Origin of the sequence: Bacillus cereus group sp. MYBKT111-2, from assembly GCF_051915205.1 — a bacterium.
GTDB classification, from domain to species: domain Bacteria; phylum Bacillota; class Bacilli; order Bacillales; family Bacillaceae_G; genus Bacillus_A; species Bacillus_A paranthracis.
Genome location: NZ_JBQAEG010000011.1, coordinates 81,609 through 108,372 on the forward strand (window position 1 = coordinate 81,609; position 26,764 = coordinate 108,372).

Consider the following 26,764-nt stretch of genomic DNA (forward strand, 5'->3'; position numbering starts at 1 on the left):
TCATATTAGCATTATGTTTCCACTATTAATATACTAAAAATTCAATTAATTTTTTTCTCAAGTTTTGTAGAATTTTGAGGAACAAATATTGAAAAACCCCTTTCCGGTTGGAAAGGGGGTTTTTCATTACGATTCAATTGTTTCAACTATTTGTTGTGTTCCTTGCGTCAAAACATCTGGTCTTGATGAATACTGTTCAATAAACTGTGTCAAGAATACAACCCCAATTACCATACCTAAAAACATCAACTTTTTCATATTATTTCTCCTCCCCTTTTTCCAGTAATGAAATAGTTTCTTTATAGTAGCGACTACTCTCTTCGAAGTTACGAATCCCTTCGAAATAATGTGCAATTTCTAAATATACTTGTTTTAAATACACTAAATTACCTTCACTTTTAAAAAATGGTATAGCTTCTAATTCTAGAAATTTCTTATATTCATCCGATGTACGGAAATATTTATATTGTAAAATAATTAATAAATATAATACCCTTTTATGCTTTTCATGGCGCTGAGCAATAGAGATACCTTTTTCTATCCACTGGTTTGCTTCATCCATTTGTTTTAAATGAATGCACTGTAATGCTGTATGATATAAAGTATCTAAGTAATTATCATCTTCATGTTGATGATATTGCAAACTTTTCAAATAATATTCCTTAGCCTTTTCATATTGTTTTTGGTTACCATAGACTTCGGCAATATTACTTAATGCGATACTCATAATTACCTCATTTTCAGAAAACGAACTCGCTTCACGTAAAATACTATTGTACATATCCAAAGCCTCTTTGTACTGCCCTTGCCTTACAAAACAAATTGCAATAATAAATTGACAGTTTATCACATTACGGAATTTATATTCACTACGGAATCCCTCTATTGCAATGTTGGCAAAATGCAGAGCTTTATACGGATTTTCTAAATGACTATACGCTAATGCTAAATTATAATAAATACCATTCTCATGATAATTTAGCTCTTTCGCCATTTTTTCTGTTTCAATTAAACTCTCTAATCCTATCTTCCATTTGTTTTGTAAACAATTCAACAACGAAACATTATATGTGAATAACATTTTTTGAAACAGGGATAATTTTTTATACCCTTTTTTTAATTTATTTAATCTTTCCACTCCGTTATCAATATCACGTTTAATCATAAGATAACGTACATATAATAGCTCATAATAATTCATAATTTCAAAATCCGTTACTTGCTCCATTTGTTCTTGTAAATCAGCATATATTTGCTCAATGCGTTCTCTTTCTAAATGGACGATAGCTTTATGCCAATCCTCCAGCTTCCCCTTCACATCTTCTTCTACATCTCTCAAATCCGTCACGGCAATTTCTAATCTTGCGCAGAGCAATTGTAGAATCTCTTCTGATGCTTCGATTTTTCCATTTTCGATTTTACTTAAGTATGAGACAGAACAAATGCCCTGACATAATTCTTCTTGTGTCATTTTTTGCTGTAGCCGTTTGTAAAAGACTTGTTTGCCTATTTTTTCTAATGTTTGTTGCATTGTCCTCCTCCATTCTCATTTACCCCCATTACTTTAATAATACATAAAATCTTGAGAAATATAAATTGATAAATGTTAATTTTCTAAAAAATATGCAATATTTCATTTTTTTCCCTCTTGACTATACTTTCATATCTATTCTTTGCTACGATCCGTGAAAAATTGGTATACTATAACCAAATTATGGAGGTGTTTTCGGGATGACTTATTATAAAGACGATAGCTATGCCTTACATACAGATTTATATCAAATTAATATGGCTTATACATATTGGAAAGATGGTATTCATAACCGCCGCTCGGTGTTTGATTTATACTTTCGAAAACTTCCATTCGAGAACGGTTATGCTGTTTTTGCTGGCCTTGAAAAAATTGTAGAGTACATAGAAAACTTCAGCTTTACCGAAAGCGATATCGCTTATTTAGCAGAATTACAATTTGAAGAAGAATTTCTTCAGTATTTACAAAATATGAAATTCACTGGGACGATTCGAAGTATGCAAGAAGGTGAAGTTGTCTTTAATAACGAGCCTTTATTACGTGTCGATGCACCGCTCGGCGAAGCACAAATTATTGAAACCGCCTTGTTAAACATTGTGAATTACCAAACATTAATTGCAACGAAAGCAGCTCGTATGAAGCACGCTGCAAATAACGATGAACTTTTAGAGTTCGGCACAAGACGTGCCCACGAGTTCGATGCAGCCCTTTGGGGTACACGTGCTGCCTTTATCGGTGGTTTCTCATCTACGAGTAACGTACGGGCTGGAAAACGCTTTGGGATACCTGTAGCCGGCACACATGCGCACTCTTTTGTTCAAGCTTATCGCGATGAATATGTTGCTTTTAAGAAATACGCTGAAACTCATAAAAAGTGTGTCTTTCTCGTTGATACATATGACACATTAAAATCTGGTGTTCCAAATGCAATTCGCGTGGCAAAAGAGTTCGGGGATCGCATCGATTTTTATGGCATTCGCCTCGATAGTGGTGATATGGCTTATTTATCTAAAAAGGCAAGAAAACTACTAGATGAAGCCGGGTTTACAAATACAAAAATTATTGCTTCTAGCGATTTAGATGAATACACCATTATGCATTTAAAATCTCAAGGAGCAAAAATTGATGTATGGGGCGTTGGAACAAAATTGATTACGTCCTTTGAGCAACCAGCATTAGGGGCTGTTTATAAACTCGTTGCGATTGAAGATACTGATGGAAAGTTAAATGATACAATTAAAATTTCATCTAACCCGGAAAAAATCACTACTCCAGGACTAAAACGAATTTATCGCATTATCAACCGAGTTAATGATCATGCAGAAGGCGATTATATTGCATTAGATTGTGAAGAGCCAGGAAAAGAAGAACGCTTAAAAATGTTTCACCCTGTTCACACGTATATAAGTAAATTTGTAACAAACTTTGAAGCGCGCGAACTGCATAAAGACATTTTCGTTAACGGTGAAAGAACATATGAACTACCTGACATATTGGATATTCAAAAATACAATGAACAGAGTCTCGCGTTATTTTGGGAAGAGTATATGCGAACTTTAAATCCTGAAGAGTACCCTGTCGATTTAAGTCAAGAATGCTGGGATCATAAAATGAATTACATTCAAACTGTTCGAGAACAAGTTGAAAAAAATATACAAAAATAAAACAGAGAAGCTGCTCCTTCTCTGTTTTCTTCAATGCTATATATCTTTGTAAAAAATATATTAAAATAACAAGACAAATATTTTTTATTTGTAAATTTTAATATTACGTTATTTATTTTCAAAATAATATTTGTTATTATTTTATTGAGTCAATTTCAACAGAATAACCTAAAAAAGAGGACGCAGGTTGCGTCCTCTTTTTTATCCCGCATTAACGGGCAGTAAGACCCCCAAAATGCAGCAAAAGCAAGGGCGTTAGATGGGGGATCAACTGTCCGTAAAAGCCCGATTGGTGAAGGCTAATAATCAGCGGGGGATGAAGCCCCCCACTGATTAAAGTTTCACTTTATAAATCTTTCACTCGTAGTACACGCATTGCATTTAACACTGCCAGTAGTGTCACACCAACATCTGAGAAAACCGCTTCCCACATTGTTGCAATACCGAAAGCACCAAGTAGTAAAACTAATCCTTTTACCCCTAATGCAAAGATAATATTTTGCCATACAATGCGTCTTGTACGTTTTGCAATGTTTACAGCTGTTGCAATTTTTGAAGGCTCATCAGTCATAATAACGATATCTGCCGCTTCAATTGCTGCATCTGATCCTAAACCACCCATTGCAATACCAACATCGGCTCTTGCTAATACCGGTGTATCATTAATACCATCACCAACGAAAGCAACTTTTTCTTTTCCATGCTTCGCTGCATCAATTTTTTCAATCTCTTCTACTTTTTGTTGCGGTAATAGTTCTGCGTGAACTTCATCTAAACCTAATTCTTTACCAACAGCTTCACCAACTGGTTTTGCATCACCAGTTAACATGACTGTCTTCTTAATACCTAGTTCTTTTAACTTTTGAATTGCTTGTTTTGAATCTTCTTTTACCTCATCAGAGATAACAATATAACCTGCATATTTTCCATCTACAGCAACGTGAACCAATGTACCTACTGTTTCTGGTTGCTTAAATGTAATGTTCTCTTTTCTCATTAATTTAGCATTACCTGCAAAAATTTCTTTTCCTTGTACTTTTACGACTGTACCGTGACCAGAAATTTCGTTATAATCATCGATTATTTTTTCATCAACTGATTTTCCATATGCATTTCGAATCGATTGTGCAATTGGATGGTTAGAATACACTTCAGCAAATGCTGCATACTCTAATAATTCTTCGTTTGTAATACCTTCGCTTGGTTCCATTTTTGTAACTTTGAAGACACCTTTTGTTAATGTGCCTGTTTTATCAAAAACAATATATTTCACATCATTTAAAGCTTCTAAATAGTTACTCCCTTTTACTAACACACCACTTTTAGATGCACCACCGATACCTCCAAAGAATCCAAGAGGAATAGATACAACTAACGCACACGGACAAGAAATTACTAAGAACACTAAAGCTCTATAAATCCAATCCGAGAATGTAGCTCCTTCTAAAATAAGTGGTGGAATAAACGCCATGATCGCTGCTGTAATTACTACAACTGGAGTGTAGTAACGCGCGAACTTCGTAATAAAGTTTTCTGTTGGCGCTTTTTTACTGCTTGCATTTTGAACTAAATCTAAAATTTTTGATACAGTTGATTCACCAAATTCTTTTGTAACTTCAATTGTTAATACACCATTTTGGTTCACAAAACCACTTAATACATCATTTCCAATTTCAACTTCACGTGGTACAGATTCACCAGTCAATGCTGAAGTATCTACCATTGATGTTCCTTCAATTACTTTTCCGTCTAACGGTACTTTCTCACCAGGTTTCACGATAATATAATCGCCGATTTGTACATCTTCTGGTGATACTTGTTTCGTTTCATTTCCAATCTTTACATTCGCGTAATCAGGACGAATATCCATTAATGAAGTAATTGATTTCCGAGAACGGTTTACCGCAATACTTTGGAATAGTTCTCCTACTTGATAGAATAACATTACTGCAACCGCTTCTGGGTATTGTTGAATTGCGAAAGCTCCTAGTGTTGCAATTGCCATTAAGAAGTTCTCATCAAACACTTGGCCACGAGTTATGTTTCTTACTGCTCTCCAAACGATATCTCCACCAATTAATACATACGCAAGGACGAATAACGGAATTGTGATCATTTGTGGTAAGCCAGCTAATGCAGCAATTGCTGTCAAAATTCCGCCAACCACTAATCGTCCTACCATTTTTTTCACATTTGCTTCTCCATGATCGTGACTATGTCCATGGTCATGACCACCCTTTTCTTCACGAACAACTTTCACATCTGGTTCTAACTTTTGAACGACATTTGTTATATTGGCTACAGTCGTTTCTAATTCTCTTTTATTCGCTACTTCAACTCGTAATTTCTTTGATACGAAATCAACAGTTGCTGCTGAAACCGTCGGCATTTCCTTAACTTTATTTTCAATCTTCATAGCACAATTTGCGCAATCTAAACCTTCTAATATAAACACTTCTTTTGCCATTTTTGTGTTTTTTTCTTCTTGCACTTTAATGTGCGGTTCTAATTTTGTAACGAGTTGTTTTGCTTCTGTAACAACTTCGCTTTCTTTATTTTGCTCTGTTTCTAAAACCATTGTTTTTGTCGCGAAATTTACAGAGCAAGAATTTACTCCTTCTATATTCCCAACGCCTTTTTCAATTTTCATTGCACAGTTTGCACAATCTAAACCTTCTAACATCAGTTTCTTTTTCACTAATGCTTCAGCCATCGTTCTCCCTCCTCGCGTTCTATTTATTCTTCCTCGTTTACGTGTTCAAACGCTTGCTCGAAGATATGAATTACGTGTTGGTCAGCTAACGAATAATAAACGACCTTTCCTTCTTTACGATTCTTTACAAGTTTCGCTTGCTTTAACACACGAAGCTGATGTGAAATAGATGATTGTGTCATTCCTAATAAATACGCTAAATCACAAACACACATTTCAGCTTCAAATAACGCATGTAATATTCTTGTACGTGTACGATCGCCTAATACTTTAAATAATTCTGCTACTTTACTTAAACTTTCATCCGTTGGAATTGTTTGTTTTACTTGATCAACAACTTCTTCATGAATTATCGTTTGAGAACATGTCTCTTGTGGTGTTTCTACTTTATTTCCAGCCATTATAGCTCACCTCTTTATTTGAACATATGAACAATCATTCATATATCTTATACCTTTATTATATGAGCGTCCATTCATATGTGTCAATAAAATCTCATACATTTTTTTGAACATTTCGTTCACATTTTTAAAAGATCTACACATATTTTCCGCATCCATTACATTCTCATACAAAAAAGGATGTACACTTTGCACAAAAGAAAAAAGCCTTGTGCGCTCCCTAGACGCACAAGGCTTACTATACTTATATCCCTTTTAATTAAGCTTTTAATTAGCTTGTTCTAAATTATCCTGCGAACTTCCATCGTCTTTTAAATGACTATGCTTTTTCGAATAAACAAAGTATACAACTACTCCAATTGCTAACCAAATACCGAAGTAGATCCATGTTGTTAATGGTAGGTTAAACATTAAGAATAGACAACATGCGATTGAAATAATCGGTAGCGTTGGTACAAGTGGTACCACAAAGCCACGTTTTAAGTTCGGATGTGTTTTACGAAGAATAATAACTGACACACCTACCATCGCAAATGTTAATAATGCTCCAATATTCGCTAAATTCGACAATTCTTTTAAATCGATAAATCCAGCAATTAAAGCACTACCAATACCCGTTAACCAAGTTGAGAATACTGGTGCTTCTGTTTTCTTATTAATTTTCGCAAATGATTTTGGTAATAAACCGTCACGGCTCATCGCGAAGAATACACGTGTCGTTGCATAAATGTAAGCAAAGATTACAGCCATAATACCAATTACAGCTCCAACTGCGATTACACCAGCTACTTTATCTTGTCCTACAACTTCTAATACATATGCCATAGCTTCTGGTACATCTAATTCTTTATAAGAAACCATACCTGTCATAACGAGACAAACTACAACATAAATAATTGTACAAATAACTAACGAAGCAATAATACCAATCGGTAAATCACGTTGTGGATTTTTTACTTCTTCAGCAGAAGTTGCTAATGCATCAAATCCTAAGAAAGCAAAGAATACTGCTGCTCCGCCGGCAAAGATTCCGCTAATACCGTATGGTGCAAATGGTGTCCAGTTTTCTGGTTGTACGTAGAACGCACCAACTGCAATGAATAAAATAACAATACCAATTTTAATTAATACCATTATGTTATTCACACGCTTACTTTCTTTCGTACCTCTTGATAGTAACCAAGTTAAAACTAATGTAATGACTACTGCTGGTAAATTCACGATCCCACCTTGTGATGGAATCTTTAACAACTCTGTTGGAATTTCTAATCCGAATCCACTCACTAAGTTATTAAAATAACCTGTCCATCCACCTGCTACTGCGGCAGTTGTTACGACATATACAGATAGTAATGTCCATCCCATTAGATGGGCAATAAACTCACCAATTGTCGCATATGAATATGTGTACACACTACCTGAAACCGGAAGTGTAGATGCAACTTCTGCATAACACAACGCTGCAAATCCACAAACAATCGCTGCAATCATGAATGAAAAGATAACTGCTGGACCAGCATCTCTTGCTGCTACTAATCCTGTTAATACTAGTACTCCTGTACCAATTATCGCACCAATCCCTAGCATTGTTAGGTCAAATGCCCCTAGCGTTTTCGTTAAAGTTTTACTTTTACTTTCCCCTAACAATTGCGTAACGGATTTCTTTTTAAATAGGTTGGCCACGATGTATGCCCCCTTTTGCCAAGAAGAGCTAAGAGATATTCACTCTTAGCTCTTATCATGTTGGTTTATATATTGTTCGATTTTGTTTTGTATAATGCTTGTATTAGCAAGATACTGTTTCTGCTTCTAATAATTCTTTAGCACCTTTGTACTCTACACCGTGAGCTTCTGCAACTGCTTCGAATGTTACATAGCCATCTAATGTGTTAATACCTTTTAGTAATGCAGAGTTGCCTAAGCAAGCTTCTTTGTAGCCTTTGTTAGCAATTTGTACTGCGTATGGTACTGTTACGTTTGTTAATGCAAGAGTTGATGTACGTGGAACCGCACCTGGCATGTTTGCAACTGCATAATGAACAACGCCGTGTTTTTCATAAGTTGGGTTATCATGAGTTGTAATACGGTCAGTTGTTTCGAAAATACCACCTTGGTCAATCGCGATATCTACAACAACAGAACCTGGTTCCATTGATTTAATCATTTCTTCTGTTACAAGTTTTGGCGCTTTTGCACCTGGGATTAATACTGCACCGATTACAAGATCAGACTCTTTTACAGCTTCTGCAATATTGTACGGATTAGACATTAAAGTTTTTACTTGGTTTCCGAAAATGTCATCTAATTGACGAAGACGTTCTGCACTTAAGTCGATGATTGTTACATCCGCACCTAGTCCAACTGCAATTTTAGCAGCATTTGTACCAGCTTGTCCACCACCGATGATTGTTACTTTACCACGTTTAACCCCTGGAACACCTGCAAGTAAAATTCCTTTACCGCCTTTGTTCTTCTCAAGGAATTGTGCACCAATTTGTGCAGCCATACGACCAGCTACTTCACTCATAGGTGCAAGTAATGGTAGAGAACGGTTTTCTAATTGTACTGTTTCATATGCAATAGAAACAACTTTCTTTTCGATTAATGCTTTTGTTAATTCTGGTTCTGGAGCTAAGTGTAAGTATGTGAATAAAATTAAACCTTCGCTGAAGTGTTTGTATTCGCTTTCAATTGGTTCCTTAACTTTCATAACCATTTCCATGTTCCAAGCTTCTTCAGCTGTATCAACAATTTTCGCTCCTGCTTCAACATACTGAGCATCTGTGAAACCAGATCCTAAACCTGCACCCTTTTGAATGAATACTTCGTGATTGTTACGAATTAAATGTACAACACCTGCTGGTGTCATTGCCACACGGTTTTCGTTGTTTTTAATTTCTGCTGGTACCCCAATACGCATAATGAAATGCCCCCTTATAATTAACAGAAAAAAGAAAGTCTTTTTTCTTTTTGTAATAATTAATAACTTATGTCCTTATTCTAGCATAACTTAAAAGTTATGAAAACGCTAACATACCATATTTTTAAAGTTTATATATTTAGAATAGTGTAAATATATTAAACATTGATTCTATTAGCCTCTTTGTTCCATCTCATTATCTATCACTCTATTTTTATTATACTCCTTTAAAATAAGCAGCAATCATTTATTATTCGACAATAATGTAACAATGTAAGAAATACCAATGATGCCGTATACATATACAGTTATAAGTTTAAACAATACTTTAGGGATATATTCTTTCCCTAAAAAAACAGCTGCTAGCATTTAACTAGCAGCTGGATAACTTATAAATAATTTTGAAAACAAATCATCTGTCGTTTCAGTAATTTTATCAAACAGATCACTTTCTTCCTCTTCTTGCTCTTTTAACATCTTAATTGTTTCACGTGCCGATTCAGGATAATCGGTAATGATACCATCTACGTTCAATTTATAATATCCCTTTAAACTTTCCATATCATTTACCGTCCATACGTAAATTGGTTTATTTAACTTCCTTGCTTCTTTTACTAATTTCTTATTTAACATGTATTCTTCCGCTACATAAAAATCAGCCTTTACATTCTTTAAGTGAGCTCTACTTGCATATAATATATATCCTACTTTTATATTTGGATTTGCACGCTTAAACTCTTTTATAAGCGGATAATGTAACGTTTGAATAACACATTGCTTCTCAAATTCATTATCTTTAATCGTTTTTAATACTTTGTTTACAAAGTCTTTTTCGCCCCCATGAAGCTTCACTTCAATATTGAGTTTGATTTTACCCTTTGCCAACTTAATGATTTCATCCAGCGTACTGATTTGTCCTGAAAAACCATCTTGACTAAGGGTAAGCTGCCTTAACTCTTCCATCGTTAAATCCGAAACATGAACGTTAGCATTGGCAAGACGTTTCAACTTCAAATCATGTATAACTGCTAGTTCACCGTCTTTTGTTTGTAATACATCTATTTCAGCGTAGTCTGCTTTCGCATCAATAGCTCCCTGCACAGCTTCTTTCGTATTTTCTACACCTTTTGAAATATAACCGCGATGAGCCATAATAATCGGTTCTTTATATGTATTTGTAATAAAGGTAACAATGAAAGCAACAACCATTCCCGCCGTAATAATTCCTACAATATATACACCAATAAATTTCCAACGATGTTTTTGGAAGAAACATTTATCTGCCTTCGTCTTTGAATAATCTAATCCTTCTTCTAATAAAACATCTTCGACTGGAACCTTTTGTAAATACAATCTTGTTAACGCCATAATATAGAACGGCGTCATAATAAAGCTAAATAGATACAATGTACTTGTTAGGAAAACTGAAATAGTTGACTCTGCTAGTAGTGCAAATGTCCCTTCTGGGTTTGTAAATTCATATACTCCCCACAGACAAAGTAAATAAACTCCTACACATAAAAGAAAAACAATTCCTACAGATATGAAAAAACCTACTAAAAAGAACAAAACTTTAAAGAAGCTTTCTTTTACTAAGTTTGCGCTTTTGCGTGCTGCCGTACGGAACGGCTTCTCCTCTAAAACGATAATAGGTAAAACAAAAATCCAACGAAGGTTCAAATAGGCAACTACAGCAAAGAAAGTATAATATCCAACTTGCCCCATTGTTGTCTTAAATAGTTCACCTGTAATAAAATTAGGAATTTGAATTTCAGGAATCAATGCAGATTTATATCCCATACTTAATAGTGGTAATAGTACAACTGCATACAAAACAAAGCCAGGTAAGCAATATGTAAACAGAGAAGGTAAATACGTTACTGTTTTATATAAAATCGGACGTAATCTCACCTTTTGCCTTTTATGAGCGAAGTATGAAATGATAATAAGTACTGCAAACTCTGTAAAGATCAGGAACAATGCCAATATAGATAAAATTACGATCGCCAAAATCCCGTATGGGGTTTTCAAAAATGCTAATAACTCATCATTTGTTGCGTTTGCATACCCACCAAAGTACAACAACTTATTGAAAATAATACCGAAAAGTGGGATAAACACAATCGCTGCTAACAATTTATAAGCAAGTTGGAATGTTAACACATTCCAAAAGGCAAATCTAACAGTTTGAAAGGAATGTCTCATTACTCCTGGTATAGATAGTCTTTTACGGTGTTGCATATATTCCTCCACATTCTAAAACGATATTTGAGATGGATTCCACATTTCCATTTCTAACCCATCCCTTTAATAATAATATATTCCGCTTAACATGAACACTCTTATACATACAATGAAAAAAGTGATGGCTACTTCCCATCACTTTTCACTTACTCTATTTTTTCTCTAACCCTTGTCCAAATGCTTTCAAGAAGCTAAATCCGAATGTGATGGCTCTATTGATATCTGGATCTTTTAACACTTTAAAGAAGTCCATCACTTTTGTTTTTTTACCACTCTTTAATTCATCTGTTGCAAATTGCAATCCAGTGACTAAACTCGATGTGATTTGCTTTGTTACTTCTGGGTCAACTGAGGACAGTGCTTCCCCCGCCCCCATCATGTTGTTAAGTGCATTTTTAACTGGTTCACGATTTAATTGCTCCACAGCGATTTTTGAAACATCTTCCTTAGCAGCAAGTAAACTAATCGCCGCATCTAATATTCCAGCCTTCTGTAACTGCGCTAACAGCTGCATCGTTTCTTCTACTGCTTCACGATTATTAGATAGCTCATTTAGAAGTTCATCTGCTACTTGCTGTTTCTGTTCTTCCTCTGTTACAACTTTCTTTTTAATTAAAGTAATCTCTTTCGCCACTATCTCCGCCCCCTAGTCCACGAGTGATACGTATTGTTTTCTTTGCCATTTTTGCTCGATTTCAACACCATTTTGCGGATTACGCTTTTTATCTCGCGGGTTTGAAGATGGTAACGGACGATTTCCTTTTTCACGTAATACACGCATTTTCACCATCGTTTGTTTGTACGCCGGTGTACACGTATAAAGGTCTGTTGCCGTCCCAGTTAAAATATTGATCGCTTCTTCATTTATCGTTGCATGCATCGGTAAGTATAGCTCTTTCCCCGTTACACGCTCAGTAATAAGCGCTTGTACTTTAATTTTGCCAAATGGTGATGCTAATTCTACAAGACCACCATCTTTCACATTGCGCTCTATAGCAAGCTCAGGTGAAATTTCAACGAACACTTCAGATACTTTAGATAAAATACCAGCCGACTTATTCGTCATATTCCCTTCATGGAAATGTTCTAGCATACGTCCATTATTTAAAAGTAAATCATACTCATCTGGCGCTACAACTGGTGGTATCCATTCATCTAATGATAAACGAGCTAGTTTATCTGGGAAGTTAAATCCGTCTACATATAATAGCGGTGTATCACTACCATCATGACTACCCCAACATAAACTATTCCATCCTTCTAGACGATCGTACGTTGCTTGAGAGTATAACGGTGCAAGCGATGCGATTTCGTCCATAATTTCACTTGGACTTTCGTAATTCCAATCCCCGCCGAGTGCACGAGCAACTTTTTGTAAAATCCACCAATCTGGTTTTGAATCACCTAGTGGTTTTAATACTTCATATAATCTTTGAATACGTCGCTCTGTATTCGTAAACGTTCCTTCTTTTTCTAAGCTTGGTGCCGCTGGTAAAATAACATCAGCAAAACGAGCTGTTTTTGATAAGAACATATCTTGAACAACGAGGAAGTCTAAATTCGCTAAAATATGTTGCACATGGTTCGCATTGGAATCGACTAAAGCCATTTCTTCCCCCATGACATACATACCACGTAGTTTTCCTTCTTCTGCCGCAAGTAACATTGCGATATTATTTAATCCTGGTGCTTTCGGAATCGTTGTGCCGTATGCTTTTTCAAACTTAGCACGAAGCGTATCATCCGATACTGCTTGATAACCTGGAAGCCAGTTTGGTAATGTCGCCATATCACAAGCACCTTGTACATTATTATGACCTCGTAATGGATATGCGCCTGCACCAGGACGACGATAGTTCCCCGTAACAAGCAGTAAATTGGAAATGGCAGCAGATGTTGTACTTCCTCCTGTATTTTGCGTTACACCCATTCCCCAAAGTATACAAGTTCCATCTGCTTCATATACCATACGAGCCATTTCTTTCAGGTTTTCTTTCGAAATTCCCGTAATTTCTTCTGTATAATCAAGCGTATACTTTTCTAACATTGTGCTATATTCATCAAAGTTCTTCACATTTTCAGCTATGAACTTTTTATCATGCCAATCTTGATCAATAATATATTTCGTAATACCAGCAAGCCATACGTAATCTGTACCTTGGCGCGGATGAATAAATAAATCCGCACGCTCTGCCATTTCATGTTTACGAAGATCTGCTACAATCAGTTTTTGCTCGTGTAATTTATGAGCACGTTTTACACGCGTCGCGAGTACAGGATGTCCTTCTGTTGGATTCGCACCAACGATAATGACAAGGCCTGCTTCAGCTATATCTTTCACTGTTCCAGCATCGCCGCCCATACCGACAGTTTTAAATAAACCATCTGTTGCTGGAGATTGGCAATAACGCGAACAATTGTCTACATTATTCGTTCCATATATTTGTCGAGCTAGTTTTTGCATAAGGTAATTTTCTTCATTCGTTACTTTGGATGAAGAAATGAATCCAAATGCATCGCTGCCGTATTCTGATTTAATATGTTGCATGTTAGAAGCAACAACTTCTAACGCTTCTTCCCATGAAGCTTCAACAAACATATCTCCTTGGCGAATTAATGGCTTCGTAATTCGATCTTCACTATTTACAAAGTCCCATCCAAATTTACCTTTTACACATGTGGAAATACCATTAACCGGTGCATCTGAAACAGGTTGCACTTTTAATATATGGCGATCTTTCGTCCATACTTCGAATGAACAACCGACACCACAAAATGTACAAACTGTTTTTGTTTTATTCACTTTCGTCTTACGCATCGCAGCCTCTACTTCTGAAACCGCTAAAATACTACTATATCCAGGCTCTACATCCTTTACAAAATCAATCATCGGATCTAACACATCTGGTTTTAACCCTGTCATGAATCCAGCTTCACCTAACATTGATTTTTCCATTAACGCATTACATGGACATACTGTTACACACTGCCCGCAACTTACACAAGATGAGTCATTTATACTTACACCATGATCCCATATAACACGCGGACGATCTAAGCTCCAGTCTATCGATATCGTTTCATTAACCTGTAGGTTTTGACATACTTCTACACACTGTCCACAAGCAATACATTGATTTGGATCATACCGATAAAACGGATGTGACATATCCACTTCACAAGCACTTACTTTCGGCTCATACGGATATTTCTGTTCTTCAATTCCCATCATATGTACTGTATTATGAACCTTACAATTACCGTTATTGTTATCACATACGGTACAATACAATAAATGATTCTCTAATATTCGATCCATCGCCTCAGTCTGCGCCTCTTTCGCACGCTGTGACTGTCTTTCAATATGCATACCATTCTCTATTTGCGTTGAACAAGCACGCATTAACTTCCCATCTACTTCTACAATACACGTATCACAAGTTTGAATTGGATCTACTTCTGGTACATGACAAATTTGAGGATGTTCCAAATTACTCTCGTTAAATAATTGTAGTATCGTCTTTTCACCTGATGCTGAAAATTCTTTACCATCTACGGTTACACGGACTGTCTGTTCTGCCATAGTTTCCCCTCTCCTTACAACCAACTGTACAACACATTTGTGAATCCGTTTTCATAAATGAATTACTGTACATATTTTTGAAACGCCCTGCCTAAATACTTTTCTTATGAAGTCGATTCTAGATGTTTATAAGGTATCACTACGAAAGCTTGAAAATTTCACTATTCTACATTTCTATTATATCGTATATATACAATAATAACCAAAATAATCTGATACCTTCCTTCTAATAGATGTTTTTATTTTTTCAATGTTTTATGATGAATGTGGGAGAAAATACATATAAAAGGGGAATTTCATATGGGACCTACGCAAGAGAGTTATACAATTGTACGCTATCACTCTGGTACATTTTCAAAACAAACTGATGAGATTGTTACAGAATCTCCTATTACTATTAAATTGAATGGTGAAGAATATGTAACAGTCGTATGTACACCAAATTATATTGAAGATATGGTAATTGGTTTTTTAATTTCTGAGGGGATTATTTCTTCCTATAAAGATATTGAAGAACTATGGGTTCAAAAAGATAACGGAATTGTCCATGTAACATCATCAAAAATAAATCCGCTCTATCAAAATTTATATAATAAACGATACATCACTTCCTGCTGCGGAAAAGGTAGACAAGGTTTTATTTTCGCTAACGATGCAGCAAAAGCAAAAGATTTACATGATATACATGTAAAAATTACTCCTGAAGAATGCTTTTACTTAATGAATACTTTACAACAATCTTCTACTACCTTTCGCCAAACCGGCGGTGTTCACAATACCGCGCTATGTGATCGAAACAATATCCTCCTATCAAGAATGGATATTGGAAGACATAATGCATTAGATAAAATATATGGACATTGTTTACGCAACGATATATCTGTTAAAGGAAAAATCATTGCATTTAGTGGGCGTATTTCATCCGAAATTTTACTCAAAGTTTCAAAAATCGGATGTGAAATTGTTCTATCTAAATCCGCTCCAACAAAACTAGCATTGCAACTCGCTCACGATTTAGGCATTACAGTCGTAGGATTTATTAGAAATGACTCTTGTAATATTTACACGCATCCACATCGAATTGATGGTTATCAATCGAATAACTAAAATAACTCCTCAATCGAGGAGTTATTTTAGTTATAAAAATGTAATATATTAAACACTTGAATAGTTAATAAAGTTAATATATAATTTCATTACATATTAAAAAACAAAACATTGTAGCATATATCTTTTCATTCTTTTACAAATTAAAAGAGACTGCTCACAAAACACATACACAATCTTATAAAAGGTTCACTTTATTTGAAATCAACCAAGGAGGTTACAACGATGGAAATTCGCTTATTAACGACAGAGGACGCAGAAATATATTTAAAAGTTTGTATGGAAGGTTTAACGAAGAACCCGGAAGCTTTTAGCTCTTCTTATGAAGATGTTCTGAAACATGAGGATCCTGTAGCTGCTATGGCAAAACGATTAAGCAATCCGGATAAGTATACTCTAGGTGTCTTCAAAGATAACGATTTAATCGGCATTGCTACTTTAGAAACAAAGCCTTTCATTAAACAAGAACATAAAGCAAAAATCGGTTCCGTTTTTGTTTCCCCTAAAGCACGTGGCCTTGGAGCAGGACGAGCTCTTATTAAAGCAATTATTGAAAATGCCGATAAATTACATGTAGAACAACTTATGCTCGATGTTGTAGTTGGTAACGATGCAGCAAAAAAATTATATGAGTCATTAGGTTTCCAAACTTACGGCGTACAAGAGCGTTCATTAAAACATAACGGTCAATATTGGGACGAAGAACATATGGTTCTATTCTTAAATGATTAATACTTCAATCTAGTTTTCCAAAAGCATCTTTTTATTAAGAAAGATGCTTTTTTCATTACAACAATGTAATCTTCATGTCACCTTTATCGATCGTACCAAACCTTTCCATTCATTATACTAAAAATATAAAGTGAAACTTTACTCAGTGGGGAACTACATCCCACGCTGATCGCATGTACTTGATATGTAGAGGAGAATGTGACATGAAACAAAACAAACGAGCTATGCTTTTAATATTTACTACAGCAATTGTAACTTCTGGATTAGCAATTTTACCTTGGTTTATTATATAAAAATACTCCCCCTAACAACGAAAAAAGCTTATTGCTTCTTAAGAAGCAATAAGCTTTTTTTATATTATAAAATCCCCAAAATTTTATTTACACAACTTATAATAATAACCATAGATACGGCAACGCACATGACAACCGTATTACGATCTTGCTTTTCTTTTTTTGAAATTTCTTCTTTTGGATTCATGTGTATGATCTCCTTTTAAAAAAAGTGTGAGATAGGAAATTTTTCTTATCCGATGCGAGGTGAATACGAAAACCCTCTCTATCTCACATACACAATAGAATGGAATTGTCATTTTATAAATAAAATGACATGACGTTATGTCGCAACATAGGGTATTTTGTGTCGCTACGTTTTCTATTATAAAAAATAGTTGTGCAAAACTAGTGCATTTTTTATGTCAATTACTCTGAGCGAGAAATCACTCTTCCACTCAATCACATAAAAAGAGTTTTTTATCATTTTCATGTAAACTATACAAGTAGAATGAACAGTTTGGGGTGCACAAGATTATGGTGAAAATTTTATTAGTAGACGATGAAGAACGTATGTTACGATTATTAGATCTGTTCTTAAGTCCTCGTGGCTATTTTTGTATGAAAGCTACCTCTGGCCTTGAAGCACTAAAGTTAATAGAACAAAAAGACTTCGATATTGTTTTGTTAGATGTAATGATGCCAAATATGGATGGATGGGATACTTGCTATCAAATCCGTCAAATTTCCAACGTTCCAATCATTATGCTAACAGCTCGTAATCAAAATTACGATATGGTAAAAGGCCTTACGATCGGCGCAGATGACTATATTACAAAACCATTTAATGAGCATGTATTAGTTGCACGAATTGAGGCTATATTACGCCGTACAAAGAAAGATGGATTTGTTAGCTTCAATGGTATTGAGTGGGATAAAACGAAACATACTGTCACAGTGTATGATGAAAAAATCTCACTGACTCCTATCGAATTTTCGTTACTTGGACTATTTTTACAAAATACAAACCGTGCTTATAGCCGAGATGATTTAATCGAAAAAATTTGGGGTTATGAAACAGACATTGAATATAGAACAATCGATTCACATATTCGCAATATCCGTGATAAATTACGTAAAAAAGGATTTCCAGTTGAAAATTACTTAGAAACTGTTTATAAGGTCGGATATAAATGGAAAAGTGAATAATTACTTCGGTCAGTGGAAACTAGTATACCACTGACCCTTTATTATGAATAAGGTATGGTGAGAAAATGAGTAAACTTTCACTTAAAATCGGGACATACTTTTTAATATTAGCTTTATGCATTGAAACAATTGCTTTCGTATCTTTTTACAAAAGTATTTCTAAAATGCGCATTGAAGAGGAAACACTCGCTCTTTTAGAAAAAGGTAATCGCTATAGTAACAAAATTACACAACGCGCAAAGTGGAGTGCATTTGCTAAAGAAAAGAAACACGGCGAACGTGCTGAATACAATAAAAATCCTAACCGTCCTATATACCCAGAGTTCGATATCGCGGATGAGGCTGAACACTTAGTTGAATCCGAATCAATTGCTAACTCTGATATAGCTATCATTATAACGGACAATAATGGAAAAATCATTTCCACTTCAGAACCTGTAACAAAAGCAATGCAAAAACAGCTTACATGTAAAACAGAACCTATTCCAGCAAACGGATTGGTTGTCGAAAAGAACTGGAAAAAATCAAAATTCATCACAACTGTAAGCTCACTTAATACAGCAGAGTTTCAAGGAAAGTTATATATGTTACTAAAAACATCTTTCTTAGAAAATATGTTACTTAAACTCATGAACCAATTTCTTATCATTAGTGTTTTGACTGTTATTTTAACGACTATTTCTGTCTTTGTTTTTTCTCGTGTTATTACAGAACCGCTTATAAAAATGAAGAGGGCAACAGAAAAAATGTCAAAATTAAATACGCCAATTCAATTAGGTATTAAACGGAATGATGAACTTGGAAGCTTAGCAAAAACGATTGAAGATTTGTCCAGTGAACTAACTTATATGAAAAAAGAACGCAATGAATTTCTTGCTAGTGTCGCCCATGAACTATTAACTCCATTGACCTATATGAAAGGTTATGCGAAAGTAGCAAAGAGAGACACTTTAACGAAAGAAGAGCGAGAAGAATACTTGCAAATCATCGAGGATGAAACAGATAGTGTAACTGACCTCGTCCAAGATTTATTTATGCTTGTACAATTAGAACAACACCAATTTGTTATAAAAAAACAAAAAGTACTTCTTAGACCATTTTTAGAACGAATGGTTGAAAAAACAAAAACAACATTAACAAATAAACAAATGCAACTTCATGTATATTGCAAAGATGATTTAGAAGTTTGCATAGACGAAAGACGTATGGAACAAGTTATGTTAAATTTATTACACAATGCTTATCAACACTCACTAGAAAACACTACTATTACGATACGCGTACTCGCTGAAACAAATTCTTTTACAATAAGTGTACAAGATGAAGGTGAAGGTATTCCTGAAGAAGATATTCCGCATATTTTCGATCGTTTTTATCGTGTTGATAAATCTAGAACGAGAGCTACTGGGGGAAAAGGTATCGGGCTAGCTGTTGCTAAAGAAATTGTGGAATTGCATAACGGTGCCATTCTAGTAACAAGCAAATTAGGGGTAGGAACTACCTTTATAATTGAGCTACCTTTTGAATAATATGTGTGTGAAAACACCAGTAATAGTAAAAACTACTGGTGTTATTTTGTTCATAAAATCAGCTTATATAAGCTAAGCTTTTGAAATTATTCTTATTTCAATATAAAATAAAGATACATTTGTCAAAGATTTGGAGGGTGATATAATTGGATATCCATGTATTAACAAAAGATGAAGCGGAAATTTACTTAGAACTTCGTGTAGAAGGTTTAAAGCAAAACCCTGAAGCTTTCAGCTCTTCTTATGAAGATATTATTAATAAAGAGTGTGCGATTGAATATAAAGCACAAAAATTAGCACAAGATGAAAACTATACGCTAGGCGCATTCAAAGATGGAAAATTAATCGGGGTTGCAACACTGGAAACGAAACCATATGTAAAACAAGAACATAAAGCTAAAATCGGTTCTGTATATGTATCTCCAAAAGCACGCGGACTTGGAGCAGGGAAAGCACTTATTAAAGAATGTCTTGAGCTTGCTAAATCTTTAGAGGTGGAACAAGTTATGCTTGATGTTGTTGTTGGCAACGATGGAGCAAAAAAACTTTATGAATCATTAGGATTTAAAACATTCGGTGTACAAGAACGTTCATTAAAATATAACGGACAATATTGGGACGAAGAGCATATGGTCTTATTCTTAGACGAAAATAAATAATAAAAAACATCCTCTCATGTATGAGGATGTTTTTTTACTTTTTTCTAAACCACGCTGTATTTAATAGTTGAATCGCTTTCGCAATTTCTTCTTCTGATAAGATCGCAAACCCAAGTAAAACGACATTTTCAGGTGCAGTACCGTCTTTATAGTACGTAGAAACAGGATATATTTTAATACTATATTTTGCAGCTTCTTGAATGAGTTCTTCTTCTCGCATTCCATTATGTACTTTTAATAAAATGTGTAATCCCGAATCTTCTCCTATCACTTCAACATGATTAGAGAAATACTTCTCTATTTCAAAAACAAGTCGATCCCTCTTTTTCCGGTAGACGACACGCATTTTATGAATATGTTTTTCCCAATAACCTTCATGTAAAAACTTTCTAATCACTTCTTGATCCATTCTTGAAACACTTTGTGTATAAAATAAATATTCTTTTTGATACTTTTTAATTAAATTCTTCGGTAATACTATATAGCTCATCCGTAATGAGGGCAACAAAGCTTTTGATAACGTCCCCATATAAATAACTTTCCCATCTGTATCTAACCCTTGTAGTGCCGGAATTGGCTTTCCTGAATAACGAAATTCACTATCGTAATCATCTTCAATAATATACCTATCTTCTTCTTTCTTTGCCCATTGTAAAAGCTGCGTCCTTCTCGTAATAGGCATAATCATTCCATATGGAAACTGATGAGAAGGAGTTACAAATACAACATTTGCAGTGCTATTTTCTAAATCTGCCATACAAATGCCGTCCCTATCTAAAGACAACATTTGAACCTTCTTTTCTCCCTGTTCAAAAACGACCATTTTCCTATGGTACCCTGGATTTTCAACAGCGTAATTACTTCCCTTCAACAATTGAAAAAGTAACTTCACTAATATTTGTGTTCCCGCACCTAATACAATTTGACTAGCTGAACAACGTACACCTCTAGATTCATACAAATAGTTCGCAATTTCCTCTCGTAAGCTTAATTCTCCTTGAGGGTGTCCAAGAAAAAGTAAATCATTATTACGCGGCTGCCATACATCATTTATAAGCTTGCGGTACATAGTGAACGGAAAAGTTTTTGTATCAACCCCTGTTTGTGTGAAATCAAATGTATAGTTCTCCTCCCGAAACGATACTTCTTCTACTTTCGCTTCGCTTCCTTCTACATCCATCATTTGTTCAAATTTACATACAAAATAACCTTTTCTTGATATCGACTCAATGTAACCTTCTGCAAGTAATTGCTCGTAAGCCGCTTCTATTGTATTCTTACTCACTTGTAAATAGCTCGCCAGCTTTCTCTTTGCGGGTAATTTTGTAAAAGCGGAAATCGTTCCATCCTTAATCTCTTTTTTTATATACTCATACAATTGCACGTACAATGCCTTTTTACTATTCATATTTAAATTAGGCGTTAATTCTAACATAATATCTGACCCCTTAATAAAACTAAAATCTGATACTTTTTACAGTACCAGAAGTTATATATAATTCCTTTTATCATGTCACACATAAAAAATCAAATACTCGAGAGGAGATGCATGATTATGAACAATAGTAGACGGATTGGACTCATTATGATTATTACAGGAGCTACCTTATGGGGATTATCTGGTCCGATGATTCAGTGGCTATTTCAACATACTAACGTATCATCAATTGATTTTTTAACAATTCGCTTGTTGCTTGCGGGATTATTTATTTTATCTTTTTTACTTATAAAGAAACAAAACATATTTCAAATTTGGAAACACTCTAGACATTCTATACAACTTATTATTTTCTCTATTCTCGGCATGCTCGGTGCGCAATATGCCTTTATCGAAACAGTTCATATTAGTAATGCGGTCACAGCGACATTATTTCAATTTCTAGGTCCTGTTTTTATTACCATTTATGTCGCATTTGGACAAAGAAAATTCCCTGCTTCTATGCAACTACTCGCAATTATTACTGCACTAACGGGAACGTACTTTATTATTACAAACGGTTCAATTGAAAATATTGTTTTATCGAAAGAAGCCATTATTTTTGGCCTATTAACAGCAATTGGATTTGCATTTTATACCCTCCATCCAGCTTCTCTTATTAAAGAATGCGGAACAACTGTAGTAATTGGCTGGGGAATGTTAATTGGCGGCATTGCCCTGCTTATTTGTAATCGCTCGTTTGAATGGAATCAGCTTTCACAAACTTTTACACCAAAAACTTTTTCTATGCTTATTCTTATCATCATAAGTGGCACTCTTTCTTTCCTTCTTTATATTGGCAGTCTTAAATATTTAGCTGCAACAGAAACTAGTATTTTATCTAGCATTGAACCACTTGTAGCAGCCATCGTTTCAATCGCTTGGCTAAATGAATCATTTGGAGCGTATCAATTACTGGGCGGCGTATGTATCGTTCTTTCTGTTATTTTCTTAACGATGCCTCAAAAAGAACGAGAACCAACCTTTTCAACTGAACAAATATAAAAAATGTCAAAAGAGGTCGTACAAAACTTACGACCTCTTTTTATACTTTAAAGGAATTGTCCCTCTTTCTGGCAAATACAATTACACTAACAGTAAAAATTAGGAGTGTGACACCATGAAAAAAATTGGAACTATGCTACTTTTCTCCTTTCTCATCACTGGATGCTCGCAATTGCAGCCTGATTCAGAAGCACCTAAAAAAGAAGCTATCGCCACGTCATCCACCCAAGTTAATGCACCTTCCTTCTTTCATCTTAGCGTTTTAAAAGATGTAAATTGGGAAGAAACACCCTCCTTCATACAAGAAAAAACACCTTTAAAAGGTATCGAAGAAAAAATCGCAATGGCTGATAGCCCTATTATCGCAAATGAAAAAAATGAAATGATGTGGTACTTTTTAGATCCTGAAATGCCAACTGGAAAACTATCTATTATTGCACTAAAACAAGGATCAGTAACTCCAACACCCGTACTCTTTCAACAAGAAACTTCTAAACCAACTTGGACTACTTCAAATACAATTGATTCTACTACAACCGAACTCCCACTCACTATGTCACTACCTTCATCTGGATTATGGGTATTAAATATATACGTGAATGAAAAATATTATGATCAGTTTGTAATCAATGCCACAGAAAATAAATAAAAGGAAGGAGGCTGAAACAGCCTCCTTCCTTTTATTTACCCATCTTATATGTAACTAATCGCCTGACTCCCCATTTGCACCCATGCCTTTTCAAAACTTTCTCTCGGTACTTTTACATCTAAACTATCACTTAGAGGATCTCGAATATATACAAATTCCTTATCATATCCAATAAGTACTACACAATGTTCATTATACGTAATAGAAACATCTCCACTATTTGTTTCCCATGTAGTAAATTCATCTTTATCTAATGGCGCAAATGTTGCATTTGTAATCATGACTACCGGTTGCCCTGATTTTACACTCTTATAAAGCTCTTCTATACTCTTCCCTGTTAAGTCCACAGCTTTATTAGGTAAATACTTTTTCGCTAATTGAAAAAGTGGTCCATGATATACACCATATCCTGATTCAGAAAAGGTATAAATATTTCCTACAAATCCTTCATTCGGATTCCCACGTACACCATCGTTCATAAAATCAACTTTCTTTATTTCGTTTGCTAATTTCATCTTATCCACTGTAATACCTGCGTATTGTAACATCATCGCTAAGCTCGTCACTTCACAGCCTCTATCTAACTCTGGTAATTGCTGAATGAAAGGTACATTTGATAAAATGACCTTTTCACCATTATTACTAAACTCCGCTTCTTTTTCACTTTGTATATTGAAGAATGTTAACGTTTCCATATACTTTGTAATTCCATTTGTATATACATTCCATACCGCTATAGCTAGTAATGCTATACATATATACCACTTAAACCTTCGTATCACTCTCACGCCTTTCTTAGTTCGTTAAATAAGAATAAAACGCGTCAGCATCCGTGCGAATTACCGGTACAAAATTTAGTTCTTTTCCTTTTTCAGGCTGATCTTTTTTTATTTTTTCTGCTAGTTCTTGAGTGTTCATATTCGTTTTATCGATATTAAGCTTATCTGCCATTTGTAACACTTTTTGTTCATTAATTTCACTTAATACTTGATATATATCTTTCCCATACAAATCGATATGATATTCTTTTGCTTCTTCCTGTACTTTTTGTTCGTATACTTCTTGCGCTAACACTTCTATCTCTTTTCCTTTTGGTGAAATACCTAACTTGCCTGCTTCCTCTCTTACTTTCGTTCCATAGATTTCTTCTGCAATGTCCTCTATTTCTTTTCCATTTGTCGAAATACCTAATTTATCCGCTTCATCGTTAATTTTAATCGTATTAATTTGAGTAATCAAATTTACAATTGATGTATTTTCTATTGATATGCCTAGCTTTAACGCTTCTTGCTTCACTTTTGTTTCATAGATTTCTTCTGAAAGAGTTCCAACATCTTTTCCTTCAATCGAAATTCCTAACTGTTCTGCTTCTCTTCCTACTTCCGTCTCATGGATTTCTTTTTCTAGCGTAATTTGTTCTTTCCCTGCCGTTTCAATCCCTAAATTCTCCGCCTTTTCTTCTGTATGCACAGCATGTATCTTTCCATTGTTTAATTGTTCTTTGCTGCGCTGTGTGTAATCTGTCTTTCCTTTTGATGTTTCAGAAGGAGAGGCACCCCCTAATATACTTAAACTCATTACTCCAATAGTGAATACCATCATCATTTTCTTTTTCAAAATTAATTCCTCCCTCTTACACTTTCTTTTCCATCATTCCCTATTCATAATCGAAATAACATTATGATCGATATAATCTACTCAAATACCTTTTTATAATCGCTTCTTTTTATAGGGCGAACTTTTCTGTATATAATACATGTTAAAAATAGTTTCTTAACTTTCCCTTAAAAAAAGACGACCTTGTAAAAACAAGATCGTCTTCTCACTTATATTCTTTGGTGTTTAGGGAAAATCACTTCAAAACAAGTGCCCTCTTCCCATTTGCTCTCTACTGATATTTTTCCGTAATGTTTTTCTACAATCCAATTTGCGATTGAAAGACCTAATCCAGCTCCTTCTGACGTACTTCTTGCTTTATCCCCTTGATAAAAACGATCAAATAATTTCGGAATATCTTCTTCTTTCACTCCTATCCCGTCATCTTTCACTTGTATACGAATTGAACTACTCGTTTGCGTGCAATTGATTTGAATATGACCGCCTTCGTTCGTATACTTCATCGCATTATCTAACAGTATGACCATCATTTGATGAATCCGCTCTCTATCACCCATAAAAGATACGCCACGTTCTACTTTTAATATCATTTCTTTTTCTTGATAAGAAGCAATCTCCTTATATGGAGCTACTATTTCTTCTAACAATTTATCGAGTTCAAATGTTTTCTTATCCATCTCAATTTGATTAGAATCAGAGCGTGCTAGCAATAATAAATTACTAACGAGTTTTGATAACCGCCTACATTCTTTTGAAATTGTAGAAATATCCATCGCTTTTTCTTCTATCGTAGCGGATGGTGACTGGAATAAAACATCTGTTTTTGATTGAATAACTGCAAGCGGTGTCCTTAGTTCATGTGATGCATCAGAAACGAATTGCTGCTGTTTTTCCCATGAATTTTGAATAGGTACGAGTGCCCTACCAGCTAGGAAAAAGCCGATACCGATTGCACAGAGGCTTCCTATGCTACAACCTATCACAAGAATTAAAAATAAAGTATTTAACATTTCTTCTTCAGCTGTTATATCGCGTACGATTTGAACTATTTTTCCATCTTGTTGAAATGCAAACGTCCTAAAATATAGTCCTTGCACTTCTATATCTTGCAAAATTCCTAATTTCTTTGGCGAAAACTTTTCCAAATTGTCTTCAAAGATAATACGACGTTTACCGTTTTCAACACCTATCTCCACTGTGTTTCCTATCCAAGTTAACTCCATTATCCTTGGATCCCCAATTGGAGGATATCCCCTAATTTTTTTAGGGAATTTTTTATCATCTGCATTTTTTCTATGTTGAACGGCTTTTTCTATCGATTCATTTACTCCACTATAAATACGCTTATATGTGTAAGAATAAATGATACTACCTAATACGCCTATCAAAATGATAAATACTAATGAATTCAATATAGTCAATCGAATACGCGTCTTCTGAAACATGCTTCCC

General features: G+C 34.8%; 22 protein-coding genes. 8 read left to right on the forward strand and 14 right to left on the reverse strand.

What is annotated here, in order from left to right; translation table 11 throughout:
- Positions 1-126: 126 nt before the first annotated feature.
- Positions 127-258 carry an NprX family peptide pheromone gene (locus tag ACTFNE_RS23760; protein WP_000735750.1) on the reverse strand — a complete coding sequence of 44 codons (132 nt, stop codon included), beginning with the start codon at positions 256-258 and terminating at the stop codon, positions 127-129.
- 1 nt (position 259) lies between these two features.
- Entirely contained in the window at positions 260-1,531 is a 1,272-nt protein-coding gene (locus ACTFNE_RS23765; protein WP_270705933.1) for a tetratricopeptide repeat protein, read from the reverse strand.
- A gap of 200 nt (positions 1,532-1,731) precedes the next feature.
- Between ACTFNE_RS23765 and ACTFNE_RS23770 the strand changes: the two genes are divergently transcribed.
- A complete protein-coding gene (locus ACTFNE_RS23770) occupies positions 1,732-3,195 on the forward strand; it encodes a nicotinate phosphoribosyltransferase (RefSeq protein WP_000222900.1) in 1,464 nt (487 codons plus the stop codon).
- Positions 3,196-3,541: 346 nt separating this feature from the next.
- Here the strand turns inward: ACTFNE_RS23770 and ACTFNE_RS23775 are convergent, their stop codons facing one another.
- The 7 genes from ACTFNE_RS23775 to fdhF all read right to left on the reverse strand — a co-directional run bounded on the left by ACTFNE_RS23775 (position 3,542) and on the right by fdhF (position 15,056).
- Positions 3,542-5,908: a heavy metal translocating P-type ATPase gene (locus ACTFNE_RS23775; RefSeq protein ID WP_046198935.1), complete on the reverse strand. Its 2,367-nt coding sequence runs from the start codon at positions 5,906-5,908 to the stop codon at positions 3,542-3,544.
- A gap of 23 nt (positions 5,909-5,931) precedes the next feature.
- Positions 5,932-6,309, reverse strand: coding sequence for an ArsR/SmtB family transcription factor (locus ACTFNE_RS23780; protein ID WP_000918377.1), 378 nt, complete (start codon positions 6,307-6,309; stop codon positions 5,932-5,934).
- A gap of 267 nt (positions 6,310-6,576) precedes the next feature.
- The gene (locus ACTFNE_RS23785; protein ID WP_001284878.1) at positions 6,577-7,992 is read right to left on the reverse strand and encodes an amino acid permease; all 1,416 of its coding nucleotides are present in this window, start codon (positions 7,990-7,992) and stop codon (positions 6,577-6,579) included.
- A gap of 103 nt (positions 7,993-8,095) precedes the next feature.
- Complete coding sequence (ald, locus tag ACTFNE_RS23790; protein WP_001219742.1) at positions 8,096-9,229, reverse strand: alanine dehydrogenase; 1,134 nt, start codon at positions 9,227-9,229, stop codon at positions 8,096-8,098.
- A 369-nt stretch (positions 9,230-9,598) separates the two neighbouring features.
- Positions 9,599-11,470 (reverse strand): glycerophosphoryl diester phosphodiesterase membrane domain-containing protein, encoded by a 1,872-nt coding sequence (locus ACTFNE_RS23795; protein ID WP_001164743.1) that lies wholly within the window; start codon positions 11,468-11,470, stop codon positions 9,599-9,601.
- Positions 11,471-11,624: 154 nt separating this feature from the next.
- Positions 11,625-12,107, reverse strand: a complete 483-nt coding sequence (locus ACTFNE_RS23800; RefSeq protein WP_001040528.1) for a DUF1641 domain-containing protein — start codon at positions 12,105-12,107, stop codon at positions 11,625-11,627.
- A gap of 12 nt (positions 12,108-12,119) precedes the next feature.
- Positions 12,120-15,056 carry a formate dehydrogenase subunit alpha gene (gene fdhF, locus ACTFNE_RS23805; protein ID WP_000840655.1) on the reverse strand — a complete coding sequence of 979 codons (2,937 nt, stop codon included), beginning with the start codon at positions 15,054-15,056 and terminating at the stop codon, positions 12,120-12,122.
- A 300-nt stretch (positions 15,057-15,356) separates the two neighbouring features.
- On the opposite strand from fdhF, the gene fdhD reads away from it, so the two are divergent.
- Together fdhD and ACTFNE_RS23815 are read left to right on the forward strand one after the other, a co-directional pair.
- The gene (fdhD, locus tag ACTFNE_RS23810) at positions 15,357-16,163 is read left to right on the forward strand and encodes a formate dehydrogenase accessory sulfurtransferase FdhD (RefSeq protein ID WP_000529214.1); all 807 of its coding nucleotides are present in this window, start codon (positions 15,357-15,359) and stop codon (positions 16,161-16,163) included.
- A gap of 225 nt (positions 16,164-16,388) precedes the next feature.
- The gene (locus ACTFNE_RS23815; RefSeq protein WP_000405875.1) at positions 16,389-16,895 is read left to right on the forward strand and encodes a GNAT family N-acetyltransferase; all 507 of its coding nucleotides are present in this window, start codon (positions 16,389-16,391) and stop codon (positions 16,893-16,895) included.
- 357 nt (positions 16,896-17,252) lie between these two features.
- On the opposite strand, the gene ACTFNE_RS23820 is transcribed toward ACTFNE_RS23815, so the two are convergent.
- Positions 17,253-17,375, reverse strand: coding sequence for a hypothetical protein (locus ACTFNE_RS23820; protein ID WP_001068392.1), 123 nt, complete (start codon positions 17,373-17,375; stop codon positions 17,253-17,255).
- 329 nt (positions 17,376-17,704) lie between these two features.
- Between ACTFNE_RS23820 and ACTFNE_RS23825 the strand changes: the two genes are divergently transcribed.
- The 3 genes from ACTFNE_RS23825 (at position 17,705) to ACTFNE_RS23835 (ending at position 20,564) form a co-directional block, all read left to right on the forward strand.
- Positions 17,705-18,376 carry a response regulator transcription factor gene (locus ACTFNE_RS23825; protein WP_270705930.1) on the forward strand — a complete coding sequence of 224 codons (672 nt, stop codon included), beginning with the start codon at positions 17,705-17,707 and terminating at the stop codon, positions 18,374-18,376.
- Positions 18,377-18,441: 65 nt separating this feature from the next.
- Complete coding sequence (locus tag ACTFNE_RS23830; protein ID WP_046198937.1) at positions 18,442-19,905, forward strand: sensor histidine kinase; 1,464 nt, start codon at positions 18,442-18,444, stop codon at positions 19,903-19,905.
- Positions 19,906-20,051: 146 nt separating this feature from the next.
- Positions 20,052-20,564, forward strand: a complete 513-nt coding sequence (locus ACTFNE_RS23835) for a GNAT family N-acetyltransferase (protein ID WP_000351212.1) — start codon at positions 20,052-20,054, stop codon at positions 20,562-20,564.
- A 34-nt stretch (positions 20,565-20,598) separates the two neighbouring features.
- Here ACTFNE_RS23835 and pdxR read toward each other — a convergent pair whose 3' ends face one another.
- Positions 20,599-21,999 (reverse strand): MocR-like pyridoxine biosynthesis transcription factor PdxR, encoded by a 1,401-nt coding sequence (gene pdxR, locus ACTFNE_RS23840; protein ID WP_000891902.1) that lies wholly within the window; start codon positions 21,997-21,999, stop codon positions 20,599-20,601.
- 120 nt (positions 22,000-22,119) lie between these two features.
- Here pdxR and ACTFNE_RS23845 point away from each other — a divergent pair, with 120 nt between their 5' ends.
- Both ACTFNE_RS23845 and ACTFNE_RS23850 read left to right on the forward strand, forming a co-directional pair.
- Positions 22,120-23,046 carry a DMT family transporter gene (locus ACTFNE_RS23845; protein WP_046198938.1) on the forward strand — a complete coding sequence of 309 codons (927 nt, stop codon included), beginning with the start codon at positions 22,120-22,122 and terminating at the stop codon, positions 23,044-23,046.
- A 115-nt stretch (positions 23,047-23,161) separates the two neighbouring features.
- Positions 23,162-23,695 (forward strand): DUF4871 domain-containing protein, encoded by a 534-nt coding sequence (locus ACTFNE_RS23850; protein ID WP_000719664.1) that lies wholly within the window; start codon positions 23,162-23,164, stop codon positions 23,693-23,695.
- 44 nt (positions 23,696-23,739) lie between these two features.
- On the opposite strand, the gene ACTFNE_RS23855 is transcribed toward ACTFNE_RS23850, so the two are convergent.
- From ACTFNE_RS23855 to ACTFNE_RS23865, 3 genes are all read right to left on the reverse strand, one after another.
- Positions 23,740-24,477: a C39 family peptidase gene (locus tag ACTFNE_RS23855; protein WP_046198939.1), complete on the reverse strand. Its 738-nt coding sequence runs from the start codon at positions 24,475-24,477 to the stop codon at positions 23,740-23,742.
- Between the two features lie 13 nt (positions 24,478-24,490).
- Positions 24,491-25,312, reverse strand: coding sequence for a hypothetical protein (locus ACTFNE_RS23860; protein WP_046198940.1), 822 nt, complete (start codon positions 25,310-25,312; stop codon positions 24,491-24,493).
- A gap of 209 nt (positions 25,313-25,521) precedes the next feature.
- The gene (locus tag ACTFNE_RS23865; protein ID WP_052737382.1) at positions 25,522-26,757 is read right to left on the reverse strand and encodes a sensor histidine kinase; all 1,236 of its coding nucleotides are present in this window, start codon (positions 26,755-26,757) and stop codon (positions 25,522-25,524) included.
- Positions 26,758-26,764: the final 7 nt, after the last annotated feature.

Coding starts and splice junctions, on each gene's coding strand:
- ACTFNE_RS23770 (WP_000222900.1), top strand. CDS start 1,732: ATGACTTATTATAAAGACGATAGCTATGCCTTACATACAGATTTATAT.
- ACTFNE_RS23765 (WP_270705933.1), bottom strand. CDS start 1,531: ATGCAACAAACATTAGAAAAAATAGGCAAACAAGTCTTTTACAAACGG.
- ACTFNE_RS23780 (WP_000918377.1), bottom strand. CDS start 6,309: ATGGCTGGAAATAAAGTAGAAACACCACAAGAGACATGTTCTCAAACG.
- ACTFNE_RS23820 (WP_001068392.1), bottom strand. CDS start 17,375: ATGAATCCAAAAGAAGAAATTTCAAAAAAAGAAAAGCAAGATCGTAAT.
- ACTFNE_RS23815 (WP_000405875.1), top strand. CDS start 16,389: ATGGAAATTCGCTTATTAACGACAGAGGACGCAGAAATATATTTAAAA.
- ACTFNE_RS23825 (WP_270705930.1), top strand. CDS start 17,705: ATGGTGAAAATTTTATTAGTAGACGATGAAGAACGTATGTTACGATTA.
- ACTFNE_RS23760 (WP_000735750.1), bottom strand. CDS start 258: ATGAAAAAGTTGATGTTTTTAGGTATGGTAATTGGGGTTGTATTCTTG.
- pdxR (WP_000891902.1), bottom strand. CDS start 21,999: ATGTTAGAATTAACGCCTAATTTAAATATGAATAGTAAAAAGGCATTG.
- ACTFNE_RS23795 (WP_001164743.1), bottom strand. CDS start 11,470: ATGCAACACCGTAAAAGACTATCTATACCAGGAGTAATGAGACATTCC.
- ACTFNE_RS23845 (WP_046198938.1), top strand. CDS start 22,120: ATGAACAATAGTAGACGGATTGGACTCATTATGATTATTACAGGAGCT.
- ACTFNE_RS23830 (WP_046198937.1), top strand. CDS start 18,442: ATGAGTAAACTTTCACTTAAAATCGGGACATACTTTTTAATATTAGCT.
- ald (WP_001219742.1), bottom strand. CDS start 9,229: ATGCGTATTGGGGTACCAGCAGAAATTAAAAACAACGAAAACCGTGTG.
- fdhF (WP_000840655.1), bottom strand. CDS start 15,056: ATGGCAGAACAGACAGTCCGTGTAACCGTAGATGGTAAAGAATTTTCA.
- fdhD (WP_000529214.1), top strand. CDS start 15,357: ATGGGACCTACGCAAGAGAGTTATACAATTGTACGCTATCACTCTGGT.
- ACTFNE_RS23865 (WP_052737382.1), bottom strand. CDS start 26,757: ATGTTTCAGAAGACGCGTATTCGATTGACTATATTGAATTCATTAGTA.
- ACTFNE_RS23850 (WP_000719664.1), top strand. CDS start 23,162: ATGAAAAAAATTGGAACTATGCTACTTTTCTCCTTTCTCATCACTGGA.
- ACTFNE_RS23775 (WP_046198935.1), bottom strand. CDS start 5,908: ATGGCTGAAGCATTAGTGAAAAAGAAACTGATGTTAGAAGGTTTAGAT.